15 protein-coding genes are annotated in these 18,222 nt (G+C 73.2%); 2 read left to right on the top strand and 13 right to left on the bottom strand.

Annotation, left to right across the window (positions count from 1 at the left end; all coding sequences use genetic code 11):
- Window positions 1-108: 108 nt before the first annotated feature.
- Genes ABZY31_RS15585 through ABZY31_RS15575 form a run of 3 tightly spaced genes read right to left on the bottom strand, consistent with a single transcriptional unit; the run spans window position 109 to window position 3,046 of the window.
- The gene (locus tag ABZY31_RS15585) at window positions 109-1,293 is read right to left on the bottom strand and encodes a dipeptidase (protein WP_356410019.1); all 1,185 of its coding nucleotides are present in this window, start codon (window positions 1,291-1,293) and stop codon (window positions 109-111) included.
- 26 nt (window positions 1,294-1,319) lie between these two features.
- Window positions 1,320-1,880, bottom strand: coding sequence for a 5-(carboxyamino)imidazole ribonucleotide mutase (purE, locus tag ABZY31_RS15580; protein ID WP_356409904.1), 561 nt, complete (start codon window positions 1,878-1,880; stop codon window positions 1,320-1,322).
- Window positions 1,877-3,046 (bottom strand): 5-(carboxyamino)imidazole ribonucleotide synthase, encoded by a 1,170-nt coding sequence (locus tag ABZY31_RS15575; RefSeq protein WP_356410016.1) that lies wholly within the window; start codon window positions 3,044-3,046, stop codon window positions 1,877-1,879. The genes purE and ABZY31_RS15575 overlap by 4 nt, the downstream gene beginning before the upstream one ends.
- 157 nt (window positions 3,047-3,203) lie before the next feature.
- On the opposite strand from ABZY31_RS15575, the gene ABZY31_RS15570 reads away from it, so the two are divergent.
- Entirely contained in the window at window positions 3,204-3,797 is a 594-nt protein-coding gene (locus ABZY31_RS15570) for a GtrA family protein (protein WP_356409901.1), read from the top strand.
- On the opposite strand, the gene ABZY31_RS15565 is transcribed toward ABZY31_RS15570, so the two are convergent.
- The gene (locus ABZY31_RS15565) at window positions 3,794-5,059 is read right to left on the bottom strand and encodes an ATP-binding protein (RefSeq protein WP_356409899.1); all 1,266 of its coding nucleotides are present in this window, start codon (window positions 5,057-5,059) and stop codon (window positions 3,794-3,796) included. The genes ABZY31_RS15570 and ABZY31_RS15565 overlap by 4 nt on opposite strands.
- A gap of 76 nt (window positions 5,060-5,135) precedes the next feature.
- The gene (locus ABZY31_RS15560; protein WP_226734440.1) at window positions 5,136-5,813 is read right to left on the bottom strand and encodes a response regulator transcription factor; all 678 of its coding nucleotides are present in this window, start codon (window positions 5,811-5,813) and stop codon (window positions 5,136-5,138) included.
- Between the two features lie 490 nt (window positions 5,814-6,303).
- Between ABZY31_RS15560 and ABZY31_RS15555 the strand changes: the two genes are divergently transcribed.
- On the top strand, window positions 6,304-7,821 hold the full coding sequence (locus ABZY31_RS15555; protein ID WP_356409896.1) for an oligopeptide:H+ symporter: 1,518 nt from the start codon (window positions 6,304-6,306) through the stop codon (window positions 7,819-7,821).
- Between the two features lie 85 nt (window positions 7,822-7,906).
- Here the strand turns inward: ABZY31_RS15555 and ABZY31_RS15550 are convergent, their stop codons facing one another.
- The 8 genes from ABZY31_RS15550 to hutU form a co-directional block, all read right to left on the bottom strand.
- The gene (locus tag ABZY31_RS15550) at window positions 7,907-9,274 is read right to left on the bottom strand and encodes a hypothetical protein (protein ID WP_356410015.1); all 1,368 of its coding nucleotides are present in this window, start codon (window positions 9,272-9,274) and stop codon (window positions 7,907-7,909) included.
- 14 nt (window positions 9,275-9,288) lie between these two features.
- Complete coding sequence (locus ABZY31_RS15545; protein WP_356410012.1) at window positions 9,289-10,377, bottom strand: hypothetical protein; 1,089 nt, start codon at window positions 10,375-10,377, stop codon at window positions 9,289-9,291.
- A 119-nt stretch (window positions 10,378-10,496) separates the two neighbouring features.
- Window positions 10,497-11,540: a hypothetical protein gene (locus ABZY31_RS15540; protein ID WP_356409894.1), complete on the bottom strand. Its 1,044-nt coding sequence runs from the start codon at window positions 11,538-11,540 to the stop codon at window positions 10,497-10,499.
- Window positions 11,541-11,686: 146 nt separating this feature from the next.
- On the bottom strand, window positions 11,687-12,388 hold the full coding sequence (locus tag ABZY31_RS15535; protein ID WP_356409891.1) for an LPXTG cell wall anchor domain-containing protein: 702 nt from the start codon (window positions 12,386-12,388) through the stop codon (window positions 11,687-11,689).
- 125 nt (window positions 12,389-12,513) lie between these two features.
- Window positions 12,514-13,692, bottom strand: a complete 1,179-nt coding sequence (gene hutI, locus ABZY31_RS15530; RefSeq protein WP_356409888.1) for an imidazolonepropionase — start codon at window positions 13,690-13,692, stop codon at window positions 12,514-12,516.
- Between the two features lie 165 nt (window positions 13,693-13,857).
- Entirely contained in the window at window positions 13,858-15,222 is a 1,365-nt protein-coding gene (locus ABZY31_RS15525) for a formimidoylglutamate deiminase (protein ID WP_356409885.1), read from the bottom strand.
- Window positions 15,213-16,403 carry an allantoate amidohydrolase gene (locus ABZY31_RS15520; protein ID WP_356410009.1) on the bottom strand — a complete coding sequence of 397 codons (1,191 nt, stop codon included), beginning with the start codon at window positions 16,401-16,403 and terminating at the stop codon, window positions 15,213-15,215. Before ABZY31_RS15520 ends, ABZY31_RS15525 begins: the two co-directional genes overlap by 10 nt.
- A 113-nt stretch (window positions 16,404-16,516) precedes the next feature.
- Window positions 16,517-18,181: a urocanate hydratase gene (hutU, locus tag ABZY31_RS15515; protein ID WP_356409882.1), complete on the bottom strand. Its 1,665-nt coding sequence runs from the start codon at window positions 18,179-18,181 to the stop codon at window positions 16,517-16,519.
- Between the last annotated feature and the right edge of the window lie 41 nt (window positions 18,182-18,222).

Raw genomic sequence — 18,222 nt, 5'->3', positions numbered from 1 at the left:
GGCGTTCGGGTGGCGCGGGACCGGGACCCCGCGCCGCCGCCCGGGGCTACAGCACCGCGCGGGATCCCGCGCCACCCTCACGGCGGCGGCCCGCGCCGCCGCCCGGGGCTACAGCATCGCGTTCGACGGTCCGCGCCGCGCCGACAGCCCGGCCGCCACCGACTCCGCGTCGCGCAGCGCCCGTACCGCGTTCGACCAGGTCAGCTTCGCGAGGTCGGCCCGCGACCAGCCGCGGGTCAGCAGCTCGGCGATCAGGTTCGGGTAGCCGGACACGTCGTCCAGGCCGGCCGGGGTGAAGGCCGTGCCGTCGTAGTCGCCGCCGATGCCGAGGTGGTCCACGCCCGCGACCTCGCGCATGTGGTCCAGGTGGTCGGCGACCGTGGCCGCCGAGGCGACCGGGCGCGGGTTCGCCGCTTCGAAGGCGCGGTGCAGGGCCATCGCCTCGGGTCCGGTGTCCAGGTGGTGCAGCCCGTACGCGCGCAGGTTCTCGTCGGCGGCCGCGGTCCAGGCGACGGCGGCCGGGAGGATGAACTTGGGCACGAAGGTGACCATGGCCACGCCCCCGTTGGCGGGGAGCTGCGCGAGCACGTCGTCCGGGATGTTGCGCGGGTGGTCGCAGACCGCCAGCGCGGAGGAGTGCGAGAAGATCACCGGCGCTTCGGAGACGGCGAGCGCGTCGCGCATGGTGGTGGCGGCCACGTGCGAGAGGTCGACCAGCATGCCGATGCGGTTCATCTCGCGCACGACCTCGCGGCCGAAGTCGCTCAGCCCGCCGTGGCGGGGCTCGTCGGTCGCCGAGTCGGCCCAGTCGATGGTGTCGTTGTGGGTGAGCGTCATGTACCGCACGCCGAGCCGGTGCAGGGAGCGCAGGGTGGCGAGCGAGTTGTTGATGGAGTGGCCGCCCTCGGCGCCCATCAGGGAGGCGATCCGGCCGTTCGCCCGCGCCGCCTCCATGTCGTCGGCCGTGAGCGCCCGCACCAGGTCGTGCGGGTAGCGCTCGATCAGCTGGCCGACCGCGTCGATCTGCTCCAGGGTCGCGCTGACCGCCTCGTCGCCCGCGTAGTCGGAGCGCACGAAGACGGACCAGAACTGGGCCCCGACCCCGCCGGCGCGCAGCCGGGGGATGTCGGTGTGCAGGTGCGCGGACTGGTCGGCGGCGATGTCCCGCCGGTCCAGGTCGTAGCGGACCTGGTGGCGCAGCGCCCAGGGGAGGTCGTTGTGGCCGTCGACGACCGGGTGCTCGGCGAGCAGGTCCAGCGCCTGGGGCAGGCACTGGGCCGCTTCCGGGCTCAGCGCGGCGGCCGGGCGCTGCGCCGCGCTCACTTGCCGAACCCGAAGGAGTCGGCGCCCGCGACCTTGGTGCGCAGCCGCTTGCCCTTCTCGGTGGCCTGGTCGTTCAGTTCCTGCTGGAACTCCCGCATGCGGGCCATCAGCTCCGGGTCCTGGGTGGCCAGGATGCGGACGGCCAGCAGTCCGGCGTTGCGCGCGCCGCCGACGGAGACGGTGGCGACGGGAACCCCGGCGGGCATCTGGACGATCGAGAGCAGCGAGTCCATGCCGTCGAGGTACTTGAGCGGGACGGGTACGCCGATCACGGGCAGCGGGGTCACCGAGGCGAGCATCCCGGGCAGGTGCGCGGCACCGCCCGCGCCCGCGATGACCGCCTTCAGCCCGCGCCCGGCGGCCTGCTCGCCGTACGCGATCATCTCGCGCGGCATCCGGTGCGCCGAGACGACGTCGACCTCGTAGGGGATCTCGAACTCGTCGAGCGCCTTCGCGGCGGCCTCCATGACGGGCCAGTCGGAGTCGGATCCCATGACGATGCCGACGACGGGGCCCGCCGGGGCCGGGGTCGCGGCGGGGGTGCCGGAGAAGCTCATTCGGTGATCGTCCCTCGGAGGTAGCCGGCTGCGTGACGTGCGCGCTCCAGCACATCGTCCAGGTCGTCGCCGTAGGTGTTGACGTGGCCGACCTTGCGGCCGGGCTTCACGTCCTTGCCGTACATGTGGATCTTCAGCTGGGGGTCGTGCGCCATGCAGTGCAGGTACGCCGCGTACATGTCGGGGTAGTCGCCGCCCAGGACGTTCGCCATGACCGTCCAGCGGGCGCGCGGGCGCGGGTCGCCGAGCGGGAGGTCCAGGACCGCCCGTACGTGGTTGGCGAACTGGGAGGTCATCGCGCCGTCCTGGGTCCAGTGCCCGGAGTTGTGCGGGCGCATGGCCAGTTCGTTGACCAGGATCCGGCCGTCGGTGGTCTCGAACAGCTCCACGGCCAGGTGGCCGGTCACGTCGAGTTCGCTCGCGATCCGCAGGGCGAGGGCCTGGGCCTCGCCCGCGAGGGCCTCGGAGAGGTTCGGGGCGGGGGCGATCACCGTGTCGCAGACCCCGTCCACCTGGATGGACTCGACGACGGGGTAGGCCACGGCCTGCCCGTGCGGGGAGCGGACGATGTTCGCCGCCAGCTCGCGCACGTAGTCCACCTTCTCCTCGGCGAGGACCGGGACGCCCGCCTTGAAGGGCGCCTCGGCGTCCTCGGGCGTGCGGACGAACCACACGCCCTTGCCGTCGTACCCGCCGCGGACGGTCTTGAGGATGACGGGGAAGCCGCCGACCTCGGCCGCGAAGGCCACCGCGTCCGCCGGATCGCTGACGATCCGGTGGCGGGGGCTGGGCGCGCCGATCTCGTCGAGCTTGGCGCGCATCACCCCCTTGTCCTGGGCGTGGACGAGCGCGGCGGGGCCCGGGCGGACGGGGATGCCGTCCGCTTCCAGGGCCCGCAGGTGCTCGGTGGGGACGTGCTCGTGATCGAAGGTGATCACGTCGCAGCCGCGCGCGAAGGCGCGCAGGGTCTCCAGGTCGCGGTAGTCGCCGATGACGACATCGCTCACGACCTGGGCCGCCGAGTCCTGGGGGCCGTCGCTGAGGAGCTTGAATCTGATGCCGAGGGGGATGCCCGCCTCGTGGGTCATGCGGGCGAGCTGCCCGCCGCCGACCATGCCAACTACCGGGAACGTCACTCCTCCAGGGTATCGGCCGGATTCCGCCATACGGACGGCGCCCGGGCCGGTTCGCGTCACCCGGCGAGGTCTACGCGCGTCCCGCCCGCTGCGCCGGGCGGGTGTCGGAAGGCACACGCGTTCCAGGGGACCGAGACTTAACATGGATGGGTTGGCACCCTCGACCGGCAAGGACTGAAACCCTCATATGAGTACGCCCACGCACGTCACGCTGTCCGAACGCTTCCGGGGCATCGGCCGGGAGGTCCTGAAGTTCGGCGCGGTCGGCGGTCTGGGCGTGCTGGTCAACTTCGGCGTCTTCAACCTGCTCCGGCACACGACCGACCTGGCCGTGGTGCGCGCGAGCGTCATAGCCATCGTCGTGGCCATCATCAGCAACTACATCGGGTTCCGGTACTTCACCTACCGCGACCGCGACCGGGGCAGCCGGCGCCGCGAGATGACCCTGTTCGTGACGTTCAGCCTGATCGGGATGGTCATCGAGAGCGGCGTGCTCTACGTGGCGACCTACGGCTTCGGCTGGGACAGCAACCTGCAGAGCAACATATTCAAGTTCCTCGGCATGGCCATCGCGACCGTCTTCCGCTTCTGGTCCTACCGGACCTGGGTGTTCCGCGCCCTGCCCGAGACCACGGACGCGAGCGCCACGGACGCGAGCGCCACGGCCGTCCTCGCCGCGCAGCGCGAGGGCGCGGACGCGCCGGCCGTGGACGCGCCGGTCGTGGAGGCGGCCGCGGCCGTCGTCCCGGCTCCGGTCACCCCCGCGCCCGCCGCCCGCTAGCGCACCGGCTGTTCCTGCTCCACCCGTTCCGGGGCCGTCCGGCTCAGGAACAGGGCGAAGACCGGCGGCTGCGCCTGGAGCAGTTCGAGCCGTCCGCCGTCCGCCTCGGCGAGGTCCCGGGCCACCGCGAGGCCGATGCCCGTGGAGTTCCGCCCGCTGATCGCCCGCTCGAAGATCCGGTTGCCCAGATCCGGAGGGACGCCCGGGCCGTCGTCCGTCACCTCGATGACCGACTGGTTCCCGGTCACCCGGGTGCGCAGGGCGACCGTGCCGCCCCCGTGCATGAGGGCGTTCTCGACCAGCGTCGCCAGCACCTGGGACACCGCGCCCGGCGTGCCGACGGCCCGCATCCCCTGCTTCCCCGACCGCACGATGGCCCGCCCGGCGCTGCGGTAGGCCGGCCGCCACTCCTCCACCTGCTGCTTGACGATCTCGTCCAGGTCGAAGGGGACCGCCGAGCCCGTGCGCGGGTCGCGGGAGTTCGTCAGCAGCCGCTCCACCACGTCCGTGAGCCGCTCCACCTGCGTGAGGGCGATGCTGGCCTCTTCCCGTACGGTCTCCAGATCGTCCGTGACGGTGATCTCCTCCAGCCGCATCGACAGCGCGGTCAGCGGGGTCCGCAGCTGGTGGGAGGCGTCGGCGGCCAGCCGCCGCTCGGCGGTCAGCATCCGCCCGATCCGCTCCGCGCTGGCGTCCAGGACGTCCGCGACCCGGTCCAGCTCGGGCACGCCGTACCGCTTGTGGCGCGGCCGCGGGTCGCCCGAGCCCAGGCGCTCGGCGGTCTCGGCGAGGTCGGTGAGCGGGGAGGCCAGGCGGTTGGCCTGGCGCACGGCGAGCAGGACGGCCGCCACGACGGCCAGCAGGGCGACGGCGCCGACGACCACGAGGGTGCGCCCGACCTCCTTGGTGACCGTCGAGCGGGACTCCTCGACGACCACGCTCTCGCCCGTCTCGCCCTTGGCGGCGCCGCGCAGGACGCTGCCGTCGAGGGGGGCGCCGATCTCGATCGGGGGCTGGCCGGGGACCTGGATGCGGGCGTGCCGCCCGGCCTCCAGCTGCTCGCCGAGCGACCGGGCGTCGATCGCCTTCTTCTCCAGCACGTTCGACTCGACGATGCCGACGAGGCGCAGCGCCTCGGATTCGACGCTGTCCTGGGCACTGCTGGTGATGGTCCGGGTCTCCACGATCACCAGGGAGATCCCGAAGACGGCGATGACGACGAGCACCACGGCGAGCGTGGAGTTGATCAGGCGGCGGCGCATGCCATAGAGGATGCCCTAACGGGTGCCTCCGCGGCCGCCGCGGTCGGCGGCCGCGGATCGCGGCCGGTCCGTGCGGTCAGCTCTTCTCGAAGCGGAAGCCGACGCCCCGGACGGTCGCGATGTAGCGCGGGTTCGCGGCGTCGTCGCCCAGCTTCTTTCGCAGCCAGGAGATGTGCATGTCCAGGGTCTTCGTGGAGGACCACCAGGTGGTGTCCCACACCTCGCGCATGAGCTGGTCGCGGGTGACGACCCGGCCCGCGTCGCGGACCAGGACCCGCAGCAGGTCGAACTCCTTCGCCGTGAGCTGGAGCTCCTCCTCCCCCATCCAGGCGCGGTGCGACTCGACGTCGATCCGCACGCCGTGGGTGGCGGGGGGCTGCGCGGGTTCGGTGGCGCCGCGCCGGAGCAGGGCCCGGACCCGGGCCAGCAGCTCGGCGAGCCGGAAGGGCTTGGTGACGTAGTCGTCGGCCCCGGCGTCCAGCCCGACCACGGTGTCGACCTCGTCGGCCCGTGCGGTCAGCACCAGGATCGGGAAGCCGTGGCCCTCGGCGCGCAGTCGGCGGGCGACTTCCAGGCCGTCCATCCCGGGCAGGCCCAGGTCCAGGACGACAAGATCGACGCCGCCCTGCAGTCCCGCGTCCAGCGCGGTCGGTCCGTCCTCGCGGACCTCGACCTCGTACCCCTCCCGGCGCAGGGCGCGGGCCAGGGGTTCCGAGATGGATGCGTCGTCCTCGGCGAGCAGTACACGCGTCATGTGGGTGATGGTAGTCCGCGCCGGGAGGCCGCAGGGCTGCACCGGGGCACCCCTGGGGATCTACCCTTGTGGGTGCGCGCGGCCTTTGAATGTGATCAAACGGTTCCCTGGAAACCTGTGATCCATCTCTCAAGTCCATTCATATCCCGCTGTGTCGTGTCGTATGGTGTCGAGACGCCTGATGCACTACCCCGGGGACCTTTGCGCCGAAAAGCGAGCCGAAGGTCTCCACTTCTGTCCTGACCGGCGAGGCGCTCCCATGGAGACCGCCCTCATCGGGCTTGATGACAGTGAATGACCTGTGGGCCGGGCCCTGCGTGCGAAGGTGCGCGACAGGGTGTGGATCCCGGTGACCGATGTTCCTTCGCCGCCTCACCGGCGGTGAGACCCCCGGGCGTGGGGTGGGACACGCGTCGCCGGTGCCGGCCACCCCCCACCGGGCGCTGTTCCGCTCACGAAGCGAAGCGTCCCGATCAAGCAAGGATCGACCATGGCTTCCAGCCTGACGAAGGGCTCGGCGGACCCGTCCACCGAGAAGACCTTCTTCGGCCACCCCCGTGGCCTGGCCACTCTGTTCATGACCGAGATGTGGGAGCGCTTCTCCTACTACGGCATGCGCGCCCTCCTGGTGTACTACCTGGTTTCTGGCGGCGCCGACGCCGCCACGGGCAGCCAGGGCGGCGGTCTGGCCATGACCGCGGCCACGACCACGGCCATCTACTCGGTGTACGTCTCCATGGTCTACCTCATGGCGATGCCGGGCGGATGGTTCGGAGACCGTGTCTGGGGCGCCCGCAAGACGGTCGCCATCGCCGGTTTCGTGATCATGGCGGGTCACCTGTCCCTGGCCGTTCCCGGCCAGGCGATGTTCTTCGTCGGTCTGGTCCTGGTCGCGGCCGGTTCCGGCCTGCTGAAGGCCAACATCTCCACGATGGTCGGCCACCTGTACAACGGTCCCGAGGACCCGCGCCGTGACGGTGGCTTCACCCTCTTCTACATCGGCATCAACCTCGGCGCCTTCGTCGCCCCGCTGGTCGTGGGCACGGTCGGCAAGGAGCACAACTGGCACCTGGGCTTCGCCCTCGCCGCCGTCGGCATGGGCCTGGGCCTCACCCAGTTCCTGCTCGGCACCAAGCACCTGAGCCCGAAGAGCAGCCTGGTCCCGAACCCGCTGTCCCCGGAGGAGCGCAAGGCCGTCCTCACGAAGGTCGCCTTCGCGGTCCTGGGCATCGCCGTCTTCTACGGCGCCGTCGTCGCCCTCGGCGCGTACACGCTGAACTGGGCGCTGGTCCCGCTGACGCTGGCCGGCCTGTTCATCCCGATCGCCGTCCTGACGCGCATCAAGCGCGACAAGGAGCTGTCGGGTGCCGAGCAGTCGAAGATGACCGCCTACATCTGGTTCTTCATCGCCGCCGCGGTCTTCTGGATGATCTACGACCAGGGTGGCTCCACGCTCTCCCTGTTCGCCGACGACAAGACCGCCGACAGCGTCTTCGGCTTCGGCTTCTCGGCCACCTGGTACCAGTCGCTGAACCCGCTGTTCGTGATGGCGCTGGCGCCGGTCTTCGCCTGGCTGTGGGTCTGGCTGGCGAAGAAGAACCAGGAGCCGAACACCATCGTGAAGTTCGCGATGGGCCTGGTCCTGATCGGTGCCTCCTTCTTCGTCTTCATCGTCCCGATGAACATGGCGGGCGACGGCACGAAGGTCTCCCCGATGTGGCTGGTCTCGATCTACATGATCCAGACCATCGGTGAGCTGTGCGTGTCCCCGGTCGGCCTCTCCGTCACCACGAAGATGGCCCCGCAGAAGTACGCCTCCCAGATGATGGGTGTCTGGTTCCTCGCGGTCACCGCCGGTGACTGCATCACCAGCCTCCTGTCCATCGGCGGGGTGGACCTGAACGGCACCGGGGTGATCGCCTTCGAGGCGCTCGCCGCCGCCCTGGCCGGCTTCGCGGTCTACACGTACCGCAAGAGGGTCCAGAAGATGATGGGCACCGTGCACTGACGCACGCCCCCCACGGCGCACGCAGCGGCCCGGCACACCACCACGGTGTGCCGGGCCGTTCGGCGTTCCCCGGCGGGTGCCGGGGTTACCTCGTGCCGCGCAGTCGGCGCCACGGGGTGAAGGTGAAGACCGCGCCGCCGAGCAGGACCACGGTTCCGGCGACCAGCGCCAGGGCCTTGATCCCGCCCTCGTCGGAGGAGCCGGTCTCGGCCAGGCCGCCCGCGGCCGCCGCGCTGCCGCCGGAGGTGCCGGAGGTGCCGGAGGTGCCGGAGGTGCCGGAGGTGCCGGACGTGCCCGAGGTGCCGGAGCCGCCCGGCTGGGCCGCCGTGTCCAGCTCCAGGGAGACCCCGGTGCTGGAGGCCTTGCAGGGCACGGTGATGGGCGTGGCGCCCGGGGCCATGGTGACGTCGATGGTCAGCTGGTCGGGGCTGAGCGTCACCTTGCCGGTCTTGCCGGGGGTGTAGGTGCCGCTCATGTCGCTCAGGCTGACGGGGGCCTTGTCCGGGATGGGCTCCGCGTTGGCCGGGCCGGAGACCTTGACCGTGCCGCTGTCGGCGCCGCCGAGCTTGATGTTCATCGAGGGCTTGAGGGCCCCCGCGGGCAGGGCCATCGGGCTGGCCATGGCGCCCTTGGCGGTCTTGACGGTCAGGGCGTAGGCGCCGCCGTTCTTCTTGGCGCTGATGGTGACCGGGGTCTTGATGCCGCCGGGGACGACCGCTCCGCAGTCGTAGGCGACCTCCACGGCCTTGCCCGGGAAGTCGGTCTGGCCCCCGCTGCCGCCGGTGGTGGCCCCGCCGGTGGTCGTGGCGCCGCCGGTCGTGGTCGCCCCGCCGGTGGTGGTGGCCCCGCCGGTGGTCGTCGCTCCACCTGTCGTCGTGGCACCGCCCGTGGTGGCTCCGCCCGTGGTCGTGCCGCCCGTGGTGGCGCCGCCCGCGACCTTGATGGTCGCCCCGGGCTTCACCGTCTCCTTGGGCGAGCACTTGGTCTCGGTGGTCATGATCTGGTTGACGTTGATCGTGTACTTGTCGGGCGTGAGCGTGATGTCGCCCGCCTTCTCGATCTTGAGCTTGCCCTTCATGTCCGGCAGCACCATCTGGGCGCCCTTGGGGATCGGGGGGTTCTGCCGCGGGCCCTGGACCGCCACGGTGCCGCTCTGGGCCCCGCCGACGGTGACGTTGCCGCTGGGCTGGACGACGTCCTTGTTGAGGTCCAGCAGGTCCGGGTTCTTCGAGGCCGCCTTGACCGTCTTCCAGGTGATGTCGACGGTGTCACCGACCTTCGCGGTCGTCGGCGCCGTGATCTCCACCGTCGTCTCGCCCTGGATCGGGGGGAGATTGGCGATGGCGGGCGGGATGCACTCGGTCTTGAACGTGATCTCGGCGGCCTGGGCGGGGGTCGCCGCCAGCAGGATCCCCGCCCCGCCGAGCATCAGCGCGACCCCGGCCGCGCTCATCCTCCGTTGGGTCTTCACGTCGTTCCCTTCGTTGTCGGATGGTCTTCTGACGGTGCGGATGTCGGTGCGGATGTCGGTGCGGACTTCCGTGCGGGTGGTGCGCCCGGAGCGTCGGCGGCGTCCGGGGTGAACCACGGCAGTACGGCCGTGGCGGTCGGTGGGGCCGCGGGCGCCGGGCGGCGCGCCGCGGCGGCCGGGCGGCGTACGGCGCCGGGGACGCGCGGCAGCCGCGCGGTGACGGCGTTCGCCGGGTCGCGGGGCTCCGCGGCGGGCACGCGGTGGCGGCCGGAGCCGGGGGCGCGCGGGCGGACCCGGTCGACGACGGCCATCCCGATCCGGAACACCGCGGCCGGGATCACCAGGCACAGCAGGCCCCAGAAGACGAGGACGCCGTACGGCCGGTCCACCCCCCAGGGCTGGGTGGCCAGGACCTTCTCGCCGTACTTCAGCGAGAGCGTGTAGTCGCCGTACGCGCCCGCGTCCAGCGAGACGTCGATCGCGACCCGGGCCTTCTGGCCGGGCGGGATCGTGCCCTTCCACTGGTGTTCCTCCCAGGTCGGCGCGAACACCCCGTGGGCGGTGCCGATCTGGAAGACGGGGTCGGTGACCGGGGCGGAGCCGAGGTTGCCGACGGTGACCACGAACCTGCGCCCCGGCGGGGCGCCGAACCAGGTCAGGATCCCGTCGTCGCCCTCCAGCCGGACGCCGGTGAGGATCGCGAGGCGGGCCGTGCCGGACTCCGGGGGCAGGTCCGCCACCGGATGGTCGGTGATCTTGACGGGGACGGCGACGGCGGACTGGTCCCCGTTGACGGAGGCCACGTCGACCACGCAGGGGCAGGGCTTGGGTGGTCCCACCACCGGCAGCCGGGCGGTGAAGTGCCCGGCCTCGTCGACGCCGACGGCGGTGCCGTCCGCGTTGGCGCAGCTGTTGGTCCCGCCGATCATGTTCTGCCCGCAGACCAGGAGCATCACCATGGTCTTCGGCCGCCAGCCGGCGCCGGTGACGGTCACCTCGGTGCCCTTGGCGACCTCCTGGAGGGAGAGCGTCGCGGTGGCCTTGCCGTCGGCCGCCGGTGCGGACCAGGCCGGTACGGCCGCCAGCGCCAGCAGGGCGCCGGTCACGGCGGCCACCAGCGCCGCCGCCCAGCGGCCCGGCCCGCGCCGGTGCGCGCGGGGGCGGCTGCGGCCGGCTGCCGGGAGCGGGGTCTCGTACCGCGTGCTCACCTGGGCGCTCCCGTCAACTCGTCCTCTGGCACAGGGGGTTCGGCATCGGATCCGGGTCCGGCCCGCGGGCCTGGGACGGCGCCGGACCGGGACGGCCCGGCCGCCGGGAGCCGGTCGTCCTGCGGTGGCGGCGCACCGGACGGCGGTCCGTCGGGGGGCTCCGCGCGGGCGGCCCGCCGGGTGCGTACGAGGAGGTGCGCGGCCAGGACCGCGACGGCGAGGCCGAGCAGCCCCGCGCCGGTCCGGAGCACCAGGCCCCACGGCACGAACCACGCGGAGGCGGTGGCCGTGGCCCGCGCGCCGCCGGGGGCGGTGACCGTGAGGGTGAGGTCGACGTCGTCGAGGACCGGCGCCCCGGGCCAGGGCTCGCTCAGCTCGACCCGCTGGCCGGGCAGCAGTTCCACCGGCAGGGTGCGCGCGGTGCGGCCCGGCACCTCGCCGAACAGGCCCTCGGCGCGCACCGACAGTTCGGGCGCGAGCGAGACGTTCCCGCGGTTGACCAGGGTGTAGTGGATGACGGCGGCCGCGCCGCTGCCGCTGACCGCGGCGTGCTCGACGGTGAGGGCGGCCAGTGCCGGACCGCTGACGCGCAGGTGGGCCCGTACGGCGGCCTCGTGACCGGATGCGGCCGCGACGACGGCGACGGGGTGGTCGCCGGGCAGCGCGGAGGGCGGCACGGTGACGGTGAAGGGGACGACGGCGCGGGTGCGCGGCGGGATCGTGACGGTGCGGCTCGCGCCGAAGCTGATCCAGGAGCCGGCGGCCGTGGACTCCGCGGCCGGGCGCACCGCGAGGGCGCCGGTCCCGGTGTTGTAGGCGTCGGCCCCGCGCAGGGTGACGGTGTGTTCCCAGTCGGTGGGGTTGGCCAGGGCCAGCCGGTCCTCCAGCACGGCGCCGGGGGGTCCCTCAAAGTAGAAGTACGGGCGCGCGGCGCCGGGGCGGGCGGCCGGTCCCGCGGCGGGCGCGGCGCTCCAGCCGGGGTCCGCCGCCCGCGCCGGGGCGGCGCAGGGCAGGACGGCGAGGAGCAGCGCCCCGAGCACCCCGGCCACCGCGAGCGCACGCGACGGCCCGGCCCCCGCGCCGGACCGCCTCGGCCCGCCCCCGGACCGCTGCCGCACGCCCCCGGACCGCTTCGGACCGCCCCCGGACCGCCCGGACGGTGGCGGCACGGCCGGGTCCGCTGCGTTCAGGACCGGGCCCGCTGGCCGCGCCGGGTCAGCCACAGCACGCCGGCGGCGCCGGAGAGCAGCACGGTGCCGCCCAGGGTGCCGAGGGCGAGGGCGGAGTCGGCGGGTCCGGTCTGCGGCAGGGTGCCTCCCGGGCCGCCCGAGCCACCCGAGCCGCCCGAGCCCGGCGCGGGGGCCTTGGGGGCGCCCGCGGCGGCCGTCACGTCCATCTCCAGGGACGGCTTCGGGCTGTTGCCGGGCTTGCAGGTGGTCGTGGTGCCCATGGCCTTGATGGTGAGCACGCCCGCGGTGAAGGTGACCTTGCCGCTCTTCTTCGGGGTGTAGGTGCCCGAGAGGTCGGAGATCTTGATGGGCGTGTTGGCGGGCGCCGCCGCGGCGTTGGGCGGTCCCGCGACCGGCACGCTCGCCGTCTCCGCTCCGGAGACGAGGACGACGGCGCTGGGTGACATCGCGCCGGGGCCGAGTTCGATGGGGCTGGAGGAGACGCCCTTCTGGAAGGACATCGTGAGCTTGTAGCCGTCGCCCTCCTTGACGGCCTTGATGTCGATGGGCGACACCGCCGACTTGGGGCCGATCGGGGTCTCGCAGTCGTACGTCACGTCGACCACGGCGGCCTGCGCGGCCGGGGCGGCCAGCAGGACCGCCGATCCCGCCAGCGCGGTGGCGAGCGCGAGCGCGGTGGAGCGTTTCCGGTTGGACACCTTCGTCTTCCCCTCGGACCTCGGAACCACGGTTCACTGACGGCAAGTTACTGACGGCACATCAGATTTGGTGGCTCAAAGTACGCCGAGGGGCCTACGGAGGGAAGAGACGCGGCGCCCCGGTATCAGGAGGCCCGGACACCCCGCTGCCACACGGCGGAAACGAGGGGGACGCCCGGCCGGTAGGCCAGGTGGACGTGGCTCGGGGCCTCCAGCAGCGCCAGGTCCGCGCGCGCGCCGGGCGCGAGCACGCCGATGTCGGTGCGCCGCAGGGCGCGGGCGCCGCCGGCGGTGGCGGACCAGAGGGCCTCGTCGGGGGTCATGCCCATGTCCCGGACGGCGAGGGCGACGCAGAAGGGCATGGAACTCGTGTACGACGAGCCGGGGTTGCAGTCGGTCGACAGCGCGACGGTCGCCCCCGCGGCCAGCAGCCGCCGGGCGTCCGGCCACGCGGCGCGGGTGGAGAACTCGGCGCCGGGCAGCAGCGTGGCCACCGTGGTCCCGGCGGCCTGGCCGAGCGCGTCGACGTCGGCGTCGGTGAGGTGCGTGCAGTGGTCGGCGGAGGCCGCCTCCAGCTCCACGGCGAGCTGGACGCCGGGGCCGTGGGAGAGCTGGTTGGCGTGGATGCGCGGGATCAGCCCTGCGGCCGCGCCCGCGGTGAGGATCGCGCGGGCCTGGTCGCCGTCGAAGGCGCCCTTCTCGCAGAAGACGTCCACCCAGCGGGCGTACGGGGCGCAGGCCGCCAGCATCTCGCCGGTGACGAGGTCGACGTAGGCGCCCGGGTCCCCGGCGAAGTCGGGGGAGACGATGTGCGCGCCGAGGTAGGTGACCTCCTCGGTGTGGGCGGCGGCGATGCGCAGGGCGCGGGCCTCGTCCTCGACGGTCAGGCCGTAGCCGGACTTGGTCTCGAAGGTGGTGGTGCCCTGGCGGCGGGCCTCGTCCAGGTGGCGCACCAGGTTGGCCTCCAGCTCCGCGTCGGTGGCGGCGCGGGTGGCGGCGACCGTGGTGCGGATGCCTCCGGCGGAGTAGGCGCGGCCCGACATCCGGGCGTTGAACTCCTGGGTGCGGTCGCCGGCGAAGACGAGGTGCGAGTGGGAGTCGACGAAGCCGGGGATGACGGCGCGGCCCTTGGCGTCGAACGCGCGGTCCGCCGACGGCGCGTCGGCGCTCGCCCCCACCCAGGCGACCGTGTCGCCGTCGATGACGACGGCCGCGTCCCGGATCAGGCCGAGGGGGGAGCCGTCGCCCCGGGCGGGGTCGTTGGTGACGAGGCTGCCGATGTTGCTGATGACGGTGGTGGTCACTGGGGTGTCCTCTCGGTAACCGGGGCTGCGCCCGTCTGGTCCGGACGCTTCGCGCCCGGAGCGCTCAATCGCCGCGCGGGCTGGAATGGCACGCGCGGCGATCGAGCGCACTGACAGCCTCGCCGGCGTTTGAGGCGCGGGGTCTGGGGCGGAGCCCCAGGGGAGTCAGCCGCGCAGGGCTGCGATCGCATCGGCCAGGGCGGCGGGCACGTCCCCGACCAGGGCGTGCGCACCGTCGCGGACCACGTGGCGGCCGCCGACGACCGTGTGCCGCACATCGGCGGCCGAGGCCGCGAACACGGCCGTCTCCGCCCCGAGCCGCGGCAGCGGCCCCGCCGTCCGTACGGAGTCCAGCGCGAGCGTGGTGAAGTCCGCGAGCGCACCCGCCTCCAGGCGGCCGGCCTCGTCCCAGCCGAGCGCGGCCTGCCCGTCCCCGGTGGCGGCGGTCAGCAGCGCGTTCGCCGTCCAGTGACCCCGGGTGCGGCTGCGCAGGCGCTCGTTCAGCTCCATCGCGCGGGCCTCTTCGAGGAGGTCGATGACGGCGTGGCTGTCGCTGCCCAGGGACAGCGGGCTGCCCGCGCGCTGGAGCCGGGTGGCGGGGCCGATGCCGTCGGCGAGGTCGCGTTCGGTGGTGGGGCACATGCAGGTGCCGGTGGAGGTGCCGCCGAGGAGCGCGATGTCCCCGTCGGTGAGGTGCGTGTTGTGCACGCCGGTGGTGCGCGGCCCCAGCACCCCGTGGTCGGCGAGCAGCTGGGTGGGCGTGCGCCCGTGCGCCGCCTGGCAGGCGTCGTTCTCGGCGGTCTGCTCGGACAGGTGCACGTGCAGCGGGGCGCGGCGCTCGGCGGCCCAGGCGGCGACCGTGGCCAGCTGGTCGGCGGGCACGGCGCGCACGGAGTGCACGGCCGCGCCGATCAGCGCGTGCTCCCGGGGCTTCAGCGCGGCGGCCCGCTCCGCCCAGGCGTCGGCGCTGCCGTCGGAGAAGCGCAGCTGGTGCGGTTCCGGGGCCTTGCCGAAGCCGGCGGAGAGGTACGCCGTGTCGAGGAGGGTGATCCGGATGCCCGCCTCGGCGGCGGCTTCGATCAGGGCCTCGCCCATGGCGTTGGGGTCGGCGTAGGGCGCGCCGCCGGGCGCGTGGTGCACGTAGTGGAACTCGCCGACGGCGGTCATCCCGGCCAGCGCCATCTCCGCGTACACGGCGCGGGCGAGGGCGAAGTAGCGGTCGGGGGTGAGGTTCTGGGCGACCCGGTACATGACGTCGCGCCAGGTCCAGAAGGTGCCGCTGCCGACCTGGACGGTGCCGCGCAGGGCCCGGTGGAAGGCGTGGCTGTGCGCGTTGGCCAGCCCCGGCAGGGTGAGGCCGCGCAGCACTTCGGCGCCCGGCGGCGGGGCGTCCACCCCGGTGCGCAGGGCGGTGATCCGGCCGCCGCGGACCTCCAGGGCGACGCCCGGCTCGACGTGGGTGCCGAGCCAGGCGTGCTCCAGCCAGTACGTGGTCTGCGGCGCGGTCGGCACGTGCCCCTTCACCTGCATGCGAGGCCTTCCAGTACGTCGGCGAGGGCGAGGACACCGGCGACGCAGTCGTCCTCGGCGGCGTACTCGGCCGGGGAGTGGGAGACGCCGGTGGGGTTGCGCACGAACAGCATGGCGGTCGGGATCGATCCGGAGAGGATTCCGGCGTCGTGTCCCGCGCCGGTGCCGAGGACGGGGACGGCCCCGCCCAGGATCCGGTTCAGCTCGTCGCGCAGGGCGTGCTCGAACTCGATGACCGGGGTGAAGGACTCCCGGACCACGCTCAGGTCGATGCCCTCGCTCTCGGCGCGCTCCCGGGCGGCCTTCTCGATCGCCGTGACGACGGTGTCCAGGGCGGCCTGGTCGGGGGCGCGCGAGTCGAGCCAGCCGCGCACCAGCGAGGGGATGGCGTTGACCCCGTTGGGCTCGACCGAGATCTTGCCGAAGGTGGCGACGGCCCCCGCGAGGGCCGCCTCGGCGCGGGCGGCCAGGACGGTCTGGGCGTAGGTGAGCATCGGGTCGCGGCGGTCCACCAGCCGGGTGGTGCCCGCGTGGTTGGCCTCGCCCCGGAAGTCGAAGCGCCAGCGGCCGTGCGGCCAGATCGCGGAGGCGAGGCCGACCCGGTCGCCGGACAGGTCCAGGGCGCGGCCCTGCTCGACGTGGAGTTCGACGAAGGCCCCGATGCGGGCGAGCCGCTCCGGGTCGGCGCCGATGGTCCCGGGGTCGTGTCCGGCGGCCTCCATGGCCTGCGGAAGGCTGATGCCGTCCGCGTCGCGCAGCTCGTACGCCTTCTCCTTGGTCAGCTGTCCGGCGGTGAGCCGGGAGCCGACGCAGGCGAGCCCGAAGCGGGCGCCCTCTTCGTCGCCGAAGTTGGTGATGGCCAGCGGCCTGGAGAACTCCGCCCCCCTCCGGCGGAGTTCGTCCAGGGCCGCGAAGGAGGACACCACCCCGAGGGGGCCGTCGAAGGCCCCGCCGTCGGGGACGGAGTCCAGGTGGGAGCCGGTGACGACGGCGTCCCCGGCCATGGGGTCGCCGAGCCAGGCCCACTGGTTGCCGTTGCGGTCGGTCTCGCAGGCGAGCCCGCGCGATTGCGCCTGGGCGCGGAACCACGCGCGGCAGTCGGTGTCGGCGCCGGTCCAGGCGTAGCGTCGGTAGCCGCCGGAGTCGGCGTCGCGGCCGATGGGCCGGAGCTCGGCCCACATGTCGTGGAACGAGGCTCCGGGGCCGGAGATATCAGCCTCGCCGGCGTTTGAGGCGCGGGGGCCCGGGGGCAGAGCCCCCGGCAGCGGCGCCGCGCCCGGCAGATCAGGCTCGCTCACGCGTCGTCGCCCTCGCGCATCGGGATGCGGACGTCGCGCTCGTCGGCCACGGTCTCGGCGATGTCGTAGCCCGCGTCGACGTGGCGGATGACGCCCATGCCGGGGTCGTTGGTGAGCACGCGGCGGATCTTCTCGCCCGCGAGCTTCGTGCCGTCGGCGACGGTGACCTGGCCGGCGTGGATGGAGCGGCCCATGCCGACGCCGCCGCCGTGGTGGATGGAGACCCAGGACGCGCCGGAGGCGACGTTCACCATGGCGTTCAGGAGCGGCCAGTCGGCGATCGCGTCGGAGCCGTCGAGCATCGCCTCGGTCTCGCGGTACGGGGAGGCCACCGAGCCGCAGTCGAGGTGGTCGCGGCCGATGACCAGCGGCGCGGCGAGGGTGCCGTCGGCCACCATCTCGTTGAAGCGCTCGCCGGCCTTGTCGCGCTCGCCGTAGCCGAGCCAGCAGATGCGGGCGGGCAGGCCCTGGAAGTGGACGCGCTCGCCGGCCATCTTGATCCAGCGGTGCAGGGACTCGTTCTCCGGGAAGAGTTCGAGCATCGCCTTGTCGGTCTTGTGGATGTCCGAGGCCTCGCCGGACAGGGCGGCCCAGCGGAAGGGGCCCTTGCCCTCGCAGAAGAGGGGGCGGATGTAGGCGGGGACGAAGCCGGGGAAGGCGAAGGCGCGGTCGTAGCCGGCCAGCTGGGCCTCGCCGCGGATGGAGTTGCCGTAGTCGAAGACCTCGGCGCCCGCGTCCATGAAGCCGACCATGGCCTCGACGTGGCGGGCCATGGACTCGCGGGCGCGGGTGGTGAAACCGGCCGGGTCCTTGGCCGCGTAGGCCGCCATGTCGTCGAAGTCCACGCCGACGGGGAGGTAGGCGAGCGGGTCGTGGGCCGAGGTCTGGTCCGTCACGATGTCGACCGGGGCGCCTTCCGCGAGCATCTGCGGGAGGAGTTCGGCGGCGTTGCCGAGCAGACCGATGGAGAGCGGCTTGCGGGCGTCGCGGGCCTCGGTGGCCAGCTGGAGGGCGTGGCGCAGGTTGTCGGCCTTGACGTCGAGGTAGCGGTGCTCGATGCGGCGGTCGATGGCGCGCGGGTCGACGTCGATGCAGATCGCGACGCCGTCGTTCATCGTGACGGCGAGCGGCTGGGCGCCGCCCATGCCGCCGAGACCGGCGGTCAGGGTGATGGTGCCCGCGAGGGTGCCGTTGAACTTCTTGGCCGCGACGGCCGCGAAGGTCTCGTAGGTGCCCTGGAGGATGCCCTGGGTGCCGATGTAGATCCAGGAACCGGCGGTCATCTGGCCGTACATGGTCAGGCCCAGGTTCTCCAGGCGCCGGAACTCCTCCCAGTTGGCCCAGTCGCCGACCAGGTTGGAGTTGGCGAGCAGGACGCGGGGGGCCCATTCGTGGGTCTGCATGACGCCGACCGGGCGGCCGGACTGGACCAGCATGGTCTCGTCCTGCTTGAGGGTCTGGAGGGTGCGGACCATCGCGTCGTACGAGCGCCAGTCGCGCGCGGCCTTGCCGGTGCCGCCGTAGACGACCAGCTTGTCGGGGTGTTCGGCGACCTCGGGGTCGAGGTTGTTCTGGAGCATCCGCAGCGCGGCCTCCTGCTGCCATCCCAGGGTGCTCAGCTCGGTACCTCGCGCGGCACGTACGGGGCGGGGTCCTGACATGGCGGTGCCTCCTCCGTTGTTGGTCAATCCATTCACATACT

Source organism: Streptomyces sp. NPDC006529, assembly GCF_040611795.1.
In the GTDB taxonomy this organism is placed as follows: Bacteria; Actinomycetota; Actinomycetes; order Streptomycetales; family Streptomycetaceae; genus Streptomyces.
Note: the sequence above shows the minus strand (reverse complement) of the source record. Positions and strands in the feature narration are given on the sequence as shown.

Excerpts from the sequence above, each read along its gene's own strand:
- purE (WP_356409904.1), bottom strand. The coding sequence starts at position 1,880 with ATGAGCTTCTCCGGCACCCCCGCCGCGACCCCGGCCCCGGCGGGCCCC.
- ABZY31_RS15525 (WP_356409885.1), bottom strand. The coding sequence starts at position 15,222 with ATGCAGGTGAAGGGGCACGTGCCGACCGCGCCGCAGACCACGTACTGG.
- ABZY31_RS15520 (WP_356410009.1), bottom strand. The coding sequence starts at position 16,403 with ATGTGGGCCGAGCTCCGGCCCATCGGCCGCGACGCCGACTCCGGCGGC.
- ABZY31_RS15575 (WP_356410016.1), bottom strand. The coding sequence starts at position 3,046 with ATGGCGGAATCCGGCCGATACCCTGGAGGAGTGACGTTCCCGGTAGTT.
- ABZY31_RS15555 (WP_356409896.1), top strand. The coding sequence starts at position 6,304 with ATGGCTTCCAGCCTGACGAAGGGCTCGGCGGACCCGTCCACCGAGAAG.
- hutU (WP_356409882.1), bottom strand. The coding sequence starts at position 18,181 with ATGTCAGGACCCCGCCCCGTACGTGCCGCGCGAGGTACCGAGCTGAGC.
- ABZY31_RS15565 (WP_356409899.1), bottom strand. The coding sequence starts at position 5,059 with ATGCGCCGCCGCCTGATCAACTCCACGCTCGCCGTGGTGCTCGTCGTC.
- ABZY31_RS15570 (WP_356409901.1), top strand. The coding sequence starts at position 3,204 with ATGAGTACGCCCACGCACGTCACGCTGTCCGAACGCTTCCGGGGCATC.
- ABZY31_RS15560 (WP_226734440.1), bottom strand. The coding sequence starts at position 5,813 with ATGACGCGTGTACTGCTCGCCGAGGACGACGCATCCATCTCGGAACCC.
- ABZY31_RS15550 (WP_356410015.1), bottom strand. The coding sequence starts at position 9,274 with ATGAGCGCGGCCGGGGTCGCGCTGATGCTCGGCGGGGCGGGGATCCTG.